The sequence below is a fragment of the Pantoea sp. GM_Pan_3 genome, from assembly GCF_026541045.1.
GTDB classification, from domain to species: domain Bacteria; phylum Pseudomonadota; class Gammaproteobacteria; order Enterobacterales; family Enterobacteriaceae; genus Pantoea; species Pantoea anthophila.
Window position 1 is genome coordinate 157,162 of sequence record NZ_JALNVA010000005.1, and the last position, 13,113, is coordinate 170,274.

13 protein-coding genes are annotated in these 13,113 nt (G+C 58.1%); 9 read left to right on the forward strand and 4 right to left on the reverse strand.

Going from position 1 to position 13,113, the window contains the following annotated elements:
• The first annotated feature begins 43 nt into the window (after positions 1–43).
• Together OXR04_RS15540 and OXR04_RS15545 are read left to right on the forward strand one after the other, a co-directional pair.
• Positions 44–397, forward strand: coding sequence for a helix-hairpin-helix domain-containing protein (locus OXR04_RS15540; RefSeq protein ID WP_033736593.1), 354 nt, complete (start codon positions 44–46; stop codon positions 395–397).
• 97 nt (positions 398–494) lie between these two features.
• Positions 495–893 carry a YbgC/FadM family acyl-CoA thioesterase gene (locus OXR04_RS15545; RefSeq protein WP_009091695.1) on the forward strand — a complete coding sequence of 133 codons (399 nt, stop codon included), beginning with the start codon at positions 495–497 and terminating at the stop codon, positions 891–893.
• A gap of 47 nt (positions 894–940) precedes the next feature.
• Here the strand turns inward: OXR04_RS15545 and queC are convergent, their stop codons facing one another.
• Together queC and OXR04_RS15555 are read right to left on the reverse strand one after the other, a co-directional pair.
• A complete protein-coding gene (gene queC / locus OXR04_RS15550; RefSeq protein ID WP_267372041.1) occupies positions 941–1,636 on the reverse strand; it encodes a 7-cyano-7-deazaguanine synthase QueC in 696 nt (231 codons plus the stop codon).
• 41 nt (positions 1,637–1,677) lie between these two features.
• A complete protein-coding gene (locus tag OXR04_RS15555; protein ID WP_267372094.1) occupies positions 1,678–3,396 on the reverse strand; it encodes an SgrR family transcriptional regulator in 1,719 nt (572 codons plus the stop codon).
• 93 nt (positions 3,397–3,489) lie between these two features.
• On the opposite strand from OXR04_RS15555, the gene cof reads away from it, so the two are divergent.
• On the forward strand, positions 3,490–4,311 hold the full coding sequence (gene cof, locus OXR04_RS15560; protein ID WP_058956364.1) for an HMP-PP phosphatase: 822 nt from the start codon (positions 3,490–3,492) through the stop codon (positions 4,309–4,311).
• 34 nt (positions 4,312–4,345) lie between these two features.
• Here cof and OXR04_RS15565 read toward each other — a convergent pair whose 3' ends face one another.
• On the reverse strand, positions 4,346–5,380 hold the full coding sequence (locus tag OXR04_RS15565) for a PLP-dependent cysteine synthase family protein (RefSeq protein ID WP_167428978.1): 1,035 nt from the start codon (positions 5,378–5,380) through the stop codon (positions 4,346–4,348).
• Positions 5,381–5,496: 116 nt separating this feature from the next.
• Here OXR04_RS15565 and OXR04_RS15570 point away from each other — a divergent pair, with 116 nt between their 5' ends.
• The 5 genes from OXR04_RS15570 (at position 5,497) to amtB (ending at position 11,440) form a co-directional block, all read left to right on the forward strand.
• Positions 5,497–5,967, forward strand: coding sequence for an Lrp/AsnC family transcriptional regulator (locus tag OXR04_RS15570; RefSeq protein WP_046101361.1), 471 nt, complete (start codon positions 5,497–5,499; stop codon positions 5,965–5,967).
• Positions 5,968–5,983: 16 nt separating this feature from the next.
• Positions 5,984–7,753, forward strand: a complete 1,770-nt coding sequence (locus OXR04_RS15575) for a SmdA family multidrug ABC transporter permease/ATP-binding protein (protein ID WP_267372039.1) — start codon at positions 5,984–5,986, stop codon at positions 7,751–7,753.
• Positions 7,746–9,521 carry a SmdB family multidrug efflux ABC transporter permease/ATP-binding protein gene (locus OXR04_RS15580; protein WP_267372038.1) on the forward strand — a complete coding sequence of 592 codons (1,776 nt, stop codon included), beginning with the start codon at positions 7,746–7,748 and terminating at the stop codon, positions 9,519–9,521. The genes OXR04_RS15575 and OXR04_RS15580 overlap by 8 nt, the downstream gene beginning before the upstream one ends.
• 259 nt (positions 9,522–9,780) lie before the next feature.
• Positions 9,781–10,119, forward strand: coding sequence for a P-II family nitrogen regulator (gene glnK, locus OXR04_RS15585; RefSeq protein WP_003850469.1), 339 nt, complete (start codon positions 9,781–9,783; stop codon positions 10,117–10,119).
• A 34-nt stretch (positions 10,120–10,153) separates the two neighbouring features.
• Positions 10,154–11,440, forward strand: a complete 1,287-nt coding sequence (gene amtB / locus OXR04_RS15590) for an ammonium transporter AmtB (protein ID WP_009091680.1) — start codon at positions 10,154–10,156, stop codon at positions 11,438–11,440.
• A gap of 49 nt (positions 11,441–11,489) precedes the next feature.
• On the opposite strand, the gene tesB is transcribed toward amtB, so the two are convergent.
• Positions 11,490–12,353, reverse strand: coding sequence for an acyl-CoA thioesterase II (gene tesB, locus OXR04_RS15595; RefSeq protein ID WP_140923306.1), 864 nt, complete (start codon positions 12,351–12,353; stop codon positions 11,490–11,492).
• 190 nt (positions 12,354–12,543) lie between these two features.
• On the opposite strand from tesB, the gene OXR04_RS15600 reads away from it, so the two are divergent.
• A complete protein-coding gene (locus OXR04_RS15600; protein WP_058956361.1) occupies positions 12,544–13,101 on the forward strand; it encodes a YbaY family lipoprotein in 558 nt (185 codons plus the stop codon).
• Positions 13,102–13,113: the final 12 nt, after the last annotated feature.

Genomic DNA, 13,113 nt, shown 5'->3' on the forward strand with positions numbered 1-13,113 from the left:
TGACACGCTGTCGCTGCTGTTTACACACAAGGAGAAACACAGCATGGCTAAACATGAAGTCGTTGCCCTCTATCTCTCACTCGCGCTGGGCGGCGCGTTCTGCCACAGCAGCGTCGCTGCGGCCCCCGATCCTGCCAGCACGTCCATCAGCCAGAACGCATTGCCTGCGCCGGAAAAAGCGATCAGCGACGTTGCTCAGCCGGGTCAGGTCAGCATCAACGATGCGACGGCGGAACAGCTCTCTGCCGTGATGAACGGCGTGGGTCTGAAAAAGGCCCAGGCCATTGTCAGCTATCGCGAGCAGTACGGACCGTTCAGCGCGATCCAGCAGCTCAGCGAAGTGCCGGGGATCGGGAATGCGCTGATAGAACGTAATGCAGGCCGGCTGAAATTGTGAGGCAGTACGCATCTGTGATGCATAACCCGCGCTGAACCGGCGGCTCTGCTAAAGTGAACAGGTCCAACCAGTTCAACCGAAGCAGGAGAGCATGACCATGCAGACCACGATAAAAGTGCGCGGCTACCATCTGGATGTCTATCAGCACGTCAACAATGCGCGTTATCTTGAATTTCTTGAGGAGGCGCGCTGGCAATGGCTGGAAGAGGCTGAAGCATTCCACTGGTTGCAGGAGCAGAAACTGGCGTTTGTGGTGGTCAATATCAACATCAACTACCGTCGCCCGGCCGTACTGGGCGACGTACTCACCATCGACAGTGAGATTACGCAGTTAAATGGCAGGAGTGGCGTCATCGCGCAGCGGGTGCTGCTGGCAGGCCAGGAGACAGTGGTTGCCGATGCTGCGCTAACCTTTGTCTGCATCGATTTGCGCACCCAGAAGGCGGTCACCCTGGAAGGGGCGTTGCGGGAGCGACTGATGCGTCTGATGGCATGAGAGAAAAAAGGCGGCAAATCCGATCGCTGCCGCCATTGCTGTCGGCTTCAGTTAAGGCCGCTCTTTGCTTTCATTGCGGCCATCACGCCCGCACGATCGCTGAGATAACCCTGCAAGCCGTTGGCCCGTAAATGACAGGCTGCACACTCACCGCAGCCGTCACCTTTCACGCCGTTATAGCAGGTCAGCGTCTCTTCGCGAATCAGCGGCAGTTGCTGCCAGTAGTCCGCCAGCGCCCAGGTTTCCGCCTTATTGAGCCACATCAGCGGCGTCTCAAAGCGGAGAGCGCGCGCCATGCCAAGTGTGACCGCCTGGTTCATGGCTTTGACAAACTCATCGCGGCAATCAGGATAGCCGGAAAAATCGGTTTCGCAGACGCCCGTGATCACCGCTTCGGCCTCTACCTGATAGGCATAAACCGAGGCCAGCGTCAGAAAGAGAATATTGCGACCCGGCACAAAAGTACTCGGTAATCCGGTGGCGTCAGGATTGTAGGCGGGTACCGGAATGCTATCGCGCGTCAGGCTGCTGACAGCGAGTTCGTTCAGCATGGTGACATCCAGCACTTTATGTGCGCGCGCACCCAGCCTGATAGCCAGTTCCCGGGCCACCTCAATCTCTTCCCGATGGCGTTGTCCGTAATCGAAGGTGACGCAGTGTACCTCATCATAAAGTGCTAAAGCCTGAACCAGGCAGGTTGTGGAATCTTGTCCACCGCTGAAAACAACAACAGCGCGTTTCATGGCATTTCCCTGATAAGTAATTTTGCGCTTATGGTAATGCCTCATTCCGCCGCTGAACAGCTGCACGGCGGATCAATCGGCGGCGGAATCCATGCGCGGCTGAAATCGAACCAGCCCAGCGTGTTGAGTTCAATCCCTTCGACGCCGGGCGGCGCGTAGATTTGGTAGCGATAGTTGAACAGCGGCAGCAGAATGCCATCCGTCATCAGCTGATGATAAAGCTGATGCAGCGCGCGGGAGCGGGCCTGACCGTCAGCAATCTGCTGGATAGCCAGCAGTTGTCTCTGTACCACTTTGCCCTGCAGGGTTGCTGACAGAGGCCGCCACAGCGGATCCAGTGCCAGCCAGTTCGCCAGTGTAAACACCGGGGTATCGCCAATCAGCCGATCGCCCATCACCAGATCGGCCTCATCAAGCTGATGAACGGTTTGCCAGCTTTTGACCGGATGAAAAATCACCCGGAGATGACAGCCATGCTGCCTGAGTAATTCACATAACGCCTGCGCCATCTGATGCAGCTCAACCGGCAACTGGTAGTGGAGTGTCAGCGTGGCGGGCAGGGGGCCAGGCACCGCCTCGATCGGCGGCACCGGCCAGCCAGGCAACAACTCGTTGCTGGGCGTAATTAAGCCTTCATCTAGAGGCAGTCGGCTGACGATGCCGCTTTGCTGGATCAGATGGAAAACGCTGCGCGCCTGTTCGGCAGTAAATCCGTCACGCGGGCGGCAGAGCAGATAGCAGAAACCGAGACTGATGCTGTTGCTGACCGGTTGCAGCGTCTTAAGCTCGGCGGCATCGCCGATGGCGATCTGCACCGGATGACGACAGCTGCTGCCCAGACGGGGGTCGAACAGCCGTGGCGTAATCCAGTACTCCACCGCCTGCAACAGCGGACGCTGCAGATGCCACTGCGCATGACTCTCAATCCTGACCAGTTCAGGGCTGAAGTGACGGAGTTTCCACGGACCGCTGCCGATGGCGGGATGATCGGGATGGGGCAGCAGGCACAGCAGATGCGCCAGCCGGTGCGGTAGCCAGAAATCAGGTTGCCGCAGCACAAAACGCACGGCCAGCGGATGCGGCGCCTCCACGTTCTCCACGTCGGCCAGCAGCAGTGCGACGCGCGATTCCTGCAACAGCTGACGAAACTGCGACACCAGTTGCTCCGCCTGAACCGGCTCGTCGTTGTGCCACCTCAGCTGAGGCCGTAACCAGAATAGCCAGTGACACCCCGTCTCATCGTGCTGCCAGTGATGAGCCAGATCGCCGACCGGTGCATCGTGCTCAAAGCGGGTCAGGCCGGAGTAGATCTGACGCACCAGATGCTGTTCAGCCCGGCCGGTAATCTGATGCGGCGCTGTGCTCTCCATCGGGCGATAGTAGGGGATGCGCAGCACCGGCGTATCGTTCTGCCACTGTCCCCCCATCATCGGGCGCAGCAGAGTCATCAGCCGCTCCGGCGGCAGATCCAGCAGCTGCAAGGCGTCTGCCGCCGCGCCGCTATCGAGCTGCCGTTGCAGCAGCTGCTGGCGTAACGCTTCAGGCGTGCGCAGAAAAGTGACCTGGCCCTGCTTACCCCGGCCCGCTTCACCCCGCCAGCTGAGCCAGCCCGCCTGCTGCCAGTGTGACAGCAGCGTGCGCAGATGACGCTCGCTGCAGATGCAGTGACGGGCCATCTCCGCCACGCAGGTCTGCTGAGGCGCCCCCTGACTCTGCTGCCACAGGCGCTGAAACTGATGAATACGGTGAAGTTCGCGCATCATAAACCCGGAACAATTTTTTAAAAGTATTCACTATTAGTTCCGTAATTAACAGGCAATAGTGGGACTCATCTTTTCAGCAGGAGGATAGTCATGATGCGTTTAGCCGCGTTCGATATGGATGGCACATTGCTGTTGCCGGATCACCAGCTGGGACAGCAGACACTGGAGAGCCTGCAGGCGTTACATTCACGGGGTCTTCATCTCGCGCTGGCGACGGGCCGCCACCTGCTGGAGATGCAGATTCTGCGGGAAAAAATGATTCTGCCCGCCTGGCTTATCACGGGGAATGGCACCCGCATACATGACCGGCAGGGTACGCGGCTCTTTGGATGCGATCTGCCTTCTGCCGTCGCCGAAGAGGTGATCCATCGTCACTGGGAGACGACTGCCACGATGCACATCTTTAACGACCAGGGCTGGTTTACCGACCGGCCGCAGCCTGAACTGCTGGTGGCGCATCAGATGAGCGGATTTGGCTATCAGCTGTGCGACCTTAAAACGCTGCCCGCGCATCAGGTAACAAAAATCTGCTTCATCGATCGGCATCAGCACCTGTGTCAGCTTAAAACGCAGCTGGATGCCGTGCTGGGCGATCAGGTCAACATCTGTTTCTCTGCGGAGGATTGTCTGGAAGTGTTGCCCGCAAACTGCAACAAGGGCAGCGCGCTGGCGCTGCTGTGTGACCACCTCTCCCTGACCATGGCGGAGTGTATGGCGTTTGGGGATGCGATGAACGATCGCGAGATGCTGGCTCAGGCCGGGCAGGGTTTCATCATGGGCAATGCGATGGCGCAGTTAAAGAGGGCGCTTCCGCATCTGCCGGTGTTAGGGCATTGCGGGACACAGGCGGTGTCCCATTATTTAAATCACTGGCTGGCGACACCCCACCTCGCGTATTCCCCCGAATGCTGAGGATTGCCGTGAACCGGACAGGAAGTCCGGTTTTTTACGCCAGCTCGCGCTGCCACGGCGTGATGTCACCGATATGTTTTGCCACCCATTCCGGCTGATAGTAGCTGTCGGGATAGCGTTCGCCACTGTCACATAACAGCGTGACCAGCGCGCCCGACTGCTTTGCCGCCCGTAAGCGTTTCGCCACCTGCATCATGCCCCAGAAGTTGGTGCCGGTAGAGGCACCCGGCTTGCGTCCCAGAATCTTTTCCAGTTTCAGCATCGCGGCCAGCGTTGCGCCGTCCGGCACTTTGATCATTTCATCGATCACATCGGGCATAAATGATGGCTCGACCCGCGGACGGCCAATCCCCTCGATCAGGCTGCCACGGGTGCTGGTCAGGGTGGCATCACGCTGCTGCCAGTAATCGAAAAACACCGAGTGCTGGGGATCGACCACCAGCAGTTTCGTTTCGAGTCCCTGATAGCGGATATAGCGCCCCAGCGTGGCGGAGGTGCCGCCGGTGCCCGCACTCATAATCACCGTATGAGGGATCGGGTAGGGTTCATGCTGCATCTGACGGAAAATGCTCTCCGCGATGTTGTTATTGCCGCGCCAGTCGGTTGCACGCTCAGCATAGGTAAACTGATCCATAAAGTGGCCGTTCAGTTCACGCGCCAGCCGCTCAGATTCCGCGTAGAGCTGGCAGGGATCCTCGACAAAATGACACCGCCCGCCATAAAAGGCGATCTGCTCAATTTTCCGTTTTGCCGTACTGGCTGGCATCACCGCAATGAAGGGCAGTCCCAGCAGCCGTGCGAAGTAGGCCTCAGAAACAGCCGTGCTGCCTGACGAGGCTTCAATAATCGGCGTATCCTGTTTAATCCAGCCGTTAGAGAGGCCATAAAGAAACAGGGAGCGCGCCAGGCGATGCTTCAGGCTGCCGCTGGGATGGGTACTCTCATCTTTCAGGTAGAACCAGATGCCGGGAAAATCCGCCAGATCGAAACGGATCAGATGCGTCTCGGCCGATCGCTGAAAATCGGCGTTAATTTCGTTGATAGCGTGGCGAATCCAGCAGGTCTGCATCTCAGTCATCCGGTTATAAACAGTCCGGCTATTTTATGGCACGTGCAGGAAAAAGAGATTGCAAAATTACCGCTAAAATCGCGTTAATGGAGAAAATGATTCTCCCGGAGACGCGAATGTTAGACAAAACTGACCTTAAGCTGCTTGCACTGCTGCAGCAGGACTGCACGCTGTCGCTGCAGGCGCTGGCAGATGCCGTCAACCTCACGACCACGCCCTGCTGGAAGCGACTAAAAAAACTGGAAGATGATGGCATTATTCGCGCGCGGGTGGCGTTACTGGACGGTGACAAAATCGGCCTGTCGCTGACGGCGTTTATGTTTGTTAAAACCCAGCAGCATAGCCGTGACTGGTATCAGACCTTTGTCTCGGTGGTCAATAGCATGCCGGAGGTGATGGCCTTTTACCGCATGGCAGGCGAGTATGACTACCTGCTGCGCATTCAGGTGGCCGACATGAAAAGCTATGATGCTTTCTATAAGCGATTAGTCAACGGCGTGCCCGGCCTGATCGATGTGACCTCCAGCTTCGCCATGGAAGAGATTAAATACACCACGGCTTTACCCGTTGCCCCTCTGGGGGCCTGAGATTGAGAACAGCGCTGTGCGATTATTCAGTCAGTTAAGTTGGTATTTTTTGCGGGAGTGGCGACGCTATCTGGGCGCGGTCATCCTGCTGATTGTTATTGCTGTTCTGCAGTTGCTGCCGCCGCATGTGGTGGGGATCATTGTTGACGGCGTGACAGGCGACACCATGAGTACCGGTCGCATCATGATGTGGATTGGGATCATGCTGGCAACGGCGGTCGTGGTCTATCTGCTGCGCTATGTCTGGCGCGTGCTGCTGTTTGGCGCCTCCTACCAGCTGGCGGTCGAGCTGCGCGAAGATTTTTATCGTCAGCTGAGTCGTCAGCAACCGGCATTTTATCTGCGCCATCGCACGGGTGACCTGATTGCGCGCGCCACCAACGACGTGGATCGGGTGGTGTTTGCTGCCGGGGAAGGGGTGCTGACGCTGGTGGACTCGCTGGTTATGGGCTGTGGCGTGCTGCTGGTGATGAGTACCCAGATCAGCTGGCAGCTGACGCTGCTCTCGCTGGTGCCGATGCCGGTGATGGCGATCGTCATCCATCGTTACGGTAATCAACTGCACGATCGCTTTAAGCTGGCTCAGGCAGCCTTTTCCAGCCTTAACGATCAGACGCAGGAGAGCCTGACCAGCATCCGCATGATCAAAGCCTTTGGGCTTGAGCAGCATCAGTCACAGCAGTTTTCCGCTATCGCCCGCGACACCGGTGAGAAAAACCTGCGCGTAGCGCGGGTTGATGCCCGTTTCGATCCCACTATCTATATCGCCATCGGCTTTTCAAACCTGCTGGCGATTGGCGGCGGCAGCTGGCTGGTGTGGCATGATCAGATGACGCTGGGTCAGCTCACCAGCTTCGTGATGTATCTCGGCCTGATGATCTGGCCCATGCTGGCGCTGGCCTGGATGTTTAATATTGTCGAACGCGGCAGCGCCGCGTGGAGCCGCATCGGCGCGCTGCTGGCGGAAGCACCGGCGGTGGAAGATGGTGATAAAACGCTGCCGCCTGACCCCGGAACGCTTCAGGTGGCGATTCGTGCCTTTCACTATCCGGCCAGCACGGCGCCGGTGTTAAGCGATGTCCGCTTTCAGCTGAAACCCGGTCAGATGCTGGGACTGTGCGGCCCGACCGGCAGCGGCAAAAGCACGCTGCTCAGCCTGATTCAGCGCCACTTTGACATTCAGCAGGGGGATATCCGCTACCACCAGATCCCGCTGCCGCAGCTGCGGCTCGACAGCTGGCGCAGCCGTCTGGCGGTGGTCAGCCAGACGCCGTTCCTCTTCTCTGACAGCGTGGCTAATAACATTGCGCTGGGGAAACCGGGCGCGACCCGGCAGGAGATCGAACAGGCCGCCAGGCTCGCCTGCGTGCATGACGATATCCTGCGTCTGCCTCAGGGTTATGAAACGGAAGTCGGGGAGCGGGGTGTGATGCTCTCCGGAGGACAGAAGCAGCGCCTTTCCATTGCCCGGGCTCTGCTGCTGAATGCCGAAATCCTGATTCTGGATGACGCGCTTTCTGCGGTGGATGGCCGTACCGAACATGAAATTCTGCATAACCTGCGTATCTGGGGAGAGGGACGCACGCTGATTATCAGCGCGCACCGCTTATCGGCGCTGACGGAAGCCAGTGAAATTCTGGTGATGCAGCAGGGCAGCGTCGCCCAGCGCGGTGACCACGATACGCTGAGCGGAACGCCCGGCTGGTATCGGGATATGTTCCGTTATCAGCAGCTGGAAGCCGCACTGGATGATGATGAAAATGAGAAAGGAGTGCCGCATGGCTAAGTCTGCCCGCTTGTGGCCTACCCTGAAGCGCCTGCTGAGCTACGGTAAGCCCTGGCGTAAATCCCTGTCGCTGGCCGTCGGCCTGCTCTGGATCGCGGCCGCTGCTGAGGTGACCGGACCGGTGCTGGTCAGCTACTTTATCGACAATCTGGTGGCGAAACATCAGATGCCCTGGGGGCTGGTCGCCGGCCTGCTGGTCAGTTTCATTCTGCTTCAGCTACTGGCCGCCGCGCTCCACTACTGGCAGGCGCTGTTATTTAACCGGGCGGCGATCGGCGTGGTGCAGCGGTTACGCAGCGATGTGATGAATGCCGCGCTCTGTCAGCCGCTGAGCGCCTTCGATACCCAGCCGGTCGGTCAGATTATTTCACGCGTGACCAACGACACCGAAGTCATCCGCGATCTCTACGTCACGGTGGTCTCAACCGTGCTGCGCAGTGCCGCGCTGGTCGGGGCCATGATGGTGGCGATGTTCAGCCTTGACTGGCGCATGGCGCTGGTGGCGATGATGATCTTCCCGCTGGTGCTGATGGTGATGGTGATCTATCAGCGCTTCAGCACGCCGATTGCCCGCCGGGTTCGCGGTTATCTGGCCGATATCAACAACGGCTTTAACGAAGTGATCAGCGGCATGAGCGTGATCCAGCAGTTTCGTCAGCAGGCCCGCTTCGGCGAGCGGATGGGTGAGGCCAGTCGCTCTCACTACCTGGCGCGGATGGAAACGCTGCGTCTCGATGGCTTTCTGCTGCGCCCGTTGCTGAGCCTCTTTTCCGCGATGGTGCTATGCGGCCTGCTGGTTCTGTTCAGCTTCTCCGCGCCCGGCGTTTTTGAAGTCGGTGTACTCTATGCCTTTATCACCTATCTGGGACGCCTGAATGAGCCGCTGATTGAGCTGACCACACAGCAGTCGATGTTGCAGCAGGCGGTGGTCTCCGGTGAGCGCATCTTTGAACTCATGGATGCCGCGCAGCAGCAGTATGGCGACAGCCAGCAGCCGCTGGCTTCCGGCCGCATTTCGCTGAATAATCTGAGCTTCGCCTACCGTGAAAACCGCGATGTGCTCAGTGACATCAATCTTGAGGTGGCGCCGCGCGAATTTGTGGCGCTGGTCGGACATACCGGCAGCGGCAAAAGCACGCTGGCAAACCTGCTAATGGGCTACTACCCGGTGACGCGCGGTGAGATCCGCATTGATGACCGGCCTATTGGGGATCTGAGTCATAGCGTGCTGCGACACGGGATCGCCATGGTGCAGCAGGACCCGGTGGTGCTGGCGGATACGCTGCTGGCCAATGTCCGGCTGGGCCGTGATATCAGCGAAGAGGCGGTCTGGACGGTGCTGGAACAGGTCCGGCTCGCGCCCCTGGCGCAGGCTCTGCCGGAGGGGATTCACACCCGGCTGGGTGAGCAGGGGAATAACCTGTCGGTCGGGCAGAAGCAGCTGCTGGCGCTGGCGCGGGTGCTGGTCGATCTGCCGCAGATACTGATTCTGGACGAAGCAACGGCCAATATTGACTCCGGCACGGAACAGGCGATTCAGCAGACGCTGGCCAGACTGCGTCAGCACAGCACGCTGGTGGTAATTGCTCACCGTCTCTCCACCATTATCGACGCCGACAAAATCCTGGTCCTCCATCGCGGCCGGGTGGTCGAGCAGGGCACGCACCAGCAACTGCTGGCGATGCAGGGCCGCTACTGGCAGATGTATCAGCTTCAGCAGGCCGGGGATGATCTCGCGTCGGGCGTGCCTGCCACCGCGGAAGCCTGACCTGCACCTTTTTTGCGCAGCTTTATCGGACTAATCTGTATAAATGCACTCCTTTGACGCCTGAAGCACCAAAGTAGTGCATCCCGATGCGCTGACCGGCTTTCTCCTTTTCCCCCCTTTTCAGAGCCACTGGAGAGCCTCTCCTTGCTCCATCCCGCCTGACCCACTGATTATCACCGCTTTTACTAACTGGCACAGCCTTTGCTTATCTCCCTGTGTGTCCGTAAACGTTACCTATTTACTCGCTGGAGGGGATCCAATGAAGCTGGTTACCGTCGTAATTAAGCCATTCAAGCTGGAGGATGTGCGTGAAGCTTTGTCCTCTATCGGCATTCAGGGACTGACCGTCTCCGAAGTGAAAGGGTTTGGCCGCCAGAAGGGGCACGCCGAGCTCTATCGGGGCGCAGAGTACAGCGTGAACTTCCTGCCGAAAGTCAAAATTGATATCGCTATTGCCGACGATCAGCTGGACGAAGTTGTGGATGTCATCAGTAAAGCGGCTTACACCGGAAAAATTGGCGACGGTAAAATTTTCGTGGCTGAACTGCAGCGCGTCATTCGTATTCGTACCGGCGAGACCGACGAAGCCGCTCTGTAATTACGACTCAGTATTGTGATGGGATGGAATAAAAATGAATAAAGTTCTGACTAAGCTGGGCCTGACCAGCCTGGCACTGTTACCATCGCTCGCGATGGCTGCGCCTGCCGTTGCGGACAAGGCTGACAACGCATTTATGATGATTTGCACCGCGCTGGTGCTGTTTATGTCAATTCCAGGGATTGCGCTGTTTTACGGCGGTCTGATTCGCGGTAAGAACGTGCTGTCGATGCTGACGCAGGTGGCCGTCACTTTCTCGCTGGTGTGCGTGCTGTGGATGGTCTACGGCTATTCACTGGCGTTCAGCGAAGGTAACGCCTTCTTTGGCGGATTTGGCTGGGCCATGCTGAAGAATATCCAGCTGACCGCGGTAATGGGCAGCTTCTATCAGTACATCCACGTTGCGTTCCAGGCCTCATTTGCCTGTATCACCGTGGGCCTGATTGTGGGTGCCATTGCAGAGCGTATCCGTTTCTCAGCCGTACTGATCTTCGTCGGTGTCTGGCTGACGCTGGCTTACCTGCCTATCGCGCATATGGTATGGGCGGGCGGTTTCCTGGCGCAGGATGGCGCGCTGGACTTCGCCGGCGGTACCGTCGTGCATATCAACGCCGCGGTAGCGGGTCTGGTGGGCGCGTATCTGGTTGGCAAACGTGCCGGCTTTGGTAAAGAAGCTTTCAAACCTCATAATCTGCCGATGGTCTTCACCGGCACCGCGATCCTCTATGTAGGCTGGTTCGGCTTCAACGCCGGTTCTGCCTCAGCAGCAAACGAAATTGCCGCACTGGCGTTCCTGAACACTGTTGTGGCAACGGCGGGTGCCGTACTCTCATGGACCTTTGGCGAATGGGCGGTGCGCGGTAAGCCTTCTCTGCTGGGCGCCTGTTCAGGCTTTATCGCCGGACTGGTCGCGATTACCCCAGCCTGTGGTTATGTTGGCGTCGGCGGTGCACTGATTATCGGACTGGTTGGCGGACTGGCGGGTCTGTGGGGTGTGACCTCTCTGAAGAAATGGCTGCGTGTGGACGACCCCTGCGATGTGTTTGGTGTGCACGGCGTCTGCGGCATTGTTGGCTGTATCCTGACGGGCGTGTTTGCCTCCTCTTCACTGGGCGGCGTCGGTTATGCGCAGGGTGTGACCATGGGCCATCAGGTCTGGGTTCAGCTCTTCAGCGTCGGCGTCACAATCGTCTGGTCTGGCGTGGTGGCCTTCATCGGCTTCAAACTGGCCGATCTGATTGTCGGTCTGCGCGTACCGGAAGAGCACGAACGCGAAGGTCTGGATGTTAACAGCCACGGCGAGAACGCTTACAACCAGTAATGCGTGAGAGTATAAACAGTGAAAAAGGGGCGAGCTATCGCCCCTTTTTTTATTCGCTTCGCTGGCGCATCACCCCTTCCTGCACCGTAGAGGCGACCAGCACCCCCTGCTGATTGTAGAACTCACCCCGTACGAACCCCCTGGCACCTGACGCTGAAGTGCTTACCACGCTGTAGAGCAGCCACTCGCTAAAGTCGAACGGACGATGGAACCACATCGAGTGATCGATCGTGGCGACCTGCATATCCGCCTCTAAAAAGCCTTTGCCGTGTGGCTGCAGCGCAACCGGCAGGAAATTGAGATCCGACGCATAGCCGAGCAGATACTGATGGATGCGCAGATCGTCAGGCAGCGGACCGTTGGCCCGGATCCAGACCTGGCGCTCAGGCTTGTCCACATGCCCGCGCAGCGGATTGTGAATCTGCACCGGGCGGATCTCAAGCGGACGTTCCGCGATAAATATCTCCCGCAGTTTTTCCGGCAGCATGTGCGCCATCTTCTGCGCCATCGCCTGTTCCGTGACCAGATTTTCCGGTCCTGCCACCTGGGGCATCGCATTCTGATGCTCAAAGCCACTTTCCGGTGACTGGAATGAGGCGGTCATATAAAAAATGGGCTGACCATTCTGTATGGCACTGACCCGGCGGGCGCTGAAACTTTTGCCGTCACGCAGGGTTTCGACGTCGTAGATAATCGCTTTCTGGCTGTCGCCGGGCCGCAGAAAGTAGCTGTGAAAGGAGTGAATCGTCCGATCGGTCGCGACGGTTTGCTTTGCGGCATAGAGCGCCTGACCCACCACCTGACCGCCAAACACCTGGCGCAGGCCAAGATCTTCACTCTGGCCGCGATATAAACCTTCTTCCAGTTTTTCCAGATTTAATAAATTCAGCAGATTTTGCAGTGCCTGACTCATGGCGCGTTCCTCAATATAGTGACCTGCTCAGTGTGAAAGATCGGACCAGTTGACGTCAATCAGACTTTCCGCTTTGCCTGTGCCAGGCAAAATTTCATTTTTGTGCCAACATTAAGGACATACGGCGAGTGAAACGCTGTAAGCAGGATTCGCTGCCGACAATCATTTTGATCAAATGGAGACGACATCAATGAAACTGTGGCATGTGTTCAGTGGGGTAGTTATGGCGGTTGCTGTTGCGGGCTGTGCCGACAAGAGTAAACCTGTGCCAACACCAACGTTGGGTTCTGCGGTAGCCGGACAGACGGCGGCGATTGCGCAGCCTAACGTCAGCGGTTCCGTCTTTATTCGCCAGCGCATCGCGCTGCCGCCGGATGCGGTATTAACCGTGACGCTGTCGGATGCGTCTGTTGCCGACGCCCCGTCAAAAGTGCTGTCACAACGCGTGGTGCGGACGGAAGGCAAACAGGCGCCGTTCCAGTTTGTGCTGCCGTTTAACCCGGCTGACATCCAGCCAAATGCACGCATTCTGTTAAGCGCCGCCATCGCTATCGACGGCAAGCTGGCCTTTGTCACTGACAGCGTAAAACCGGTCATCAATCAGGGCGGCACCAAAGCCGAACTGCTGCTGGTACCGGTGCCTTCAATGGCGATGCCAACCCAGCCAGGCGCAGCGACCACCGTGCCTTCGACATCACCGACTCAGGTCACGCCTTCTGCGGCGGTGCCTGCACCTACCCGTCTGTAATGTGCAAACGGG

Coding starts and splice junctions, on each gene's coding strand:
- OXR04_RS15540 (WP_033736593.1), top strand. CDS start 44: ATGGCTAAACATGAAGTCGTTGCCCTCTATCTCTCACTCGCGCTGGGC.
- OXR04_RS15545 (WP_009091695.1), top strand. CDS start 495: ATGCAGACCACGATAAAAGTGCGCGGCTACCATCTGGATGTCTATCAG.
- queC (WP_267372041.1), bottom strand. CDS start 1,636: ATGAAACGCGCTGTTGTTGTTTTCAGCGGTGGACAAGATTCCACAACC.
- OXR04_RS15555 (WP_267372094.1), bottom strand. CDS start 3,396: ATGCGCGAACTTCACCGTATTCATCAGTTTCAGCGCCTGTGGCAGCAG.
- cof (WP_058956364.1), top strand. CDS start 3,490: ATGATGCGTTTAGCCGCGTTCGATATGGATGGCACATTGCTGTTGCCG.
- OXR04_RS15565 (WP_167428978.1), bottom strand. CDS start 5,380: ATGCAGACCTGCTGGATTCGCCACGCTATCAACGAAATTAACGCCGAT.
- OXR04_RS15570 (WP_046101361.1), top strand. CDS start 5,497: ATGTTAGACAAAACTGACCTTAAGCTGCTTGCACTGCTGCAGCAGGAC.
- OXR04_RS15580 (WP_267372038.1), top strand. CDS start 7,746: ATGGCTAAGTCTGCCCGCTTGTGGCCTACCCTGAAGCGCCTGCTGAGC.
- glnK (WP_003850469.1), top strand. CDS start 9,781: ATGAAGCTGGTTACCGTCGTAATTAAGCCATTCAAGCTGGAGGATGTG.
- amtB (WP_009091680.1), top strand. CDS start 10,154: ATGAATAAAGTTCTGACTAAGCTGGGCCTGACCAGCCTGGCACTGTTA.
- tesB (WP_140923306.1), bottom strand. CDS start 12,353: ATGAGTCAGGCACTGCAAAATCTGCTGAATTTATTAAATCTGGAAAAA.
- OXR04_RS15600 (WP_058956361.1), top strand. CDS start 12,544: ATGAAACTGTGGCATGTGTTCAGTGGGGTAGTTATGGCGGTTGCTGTT.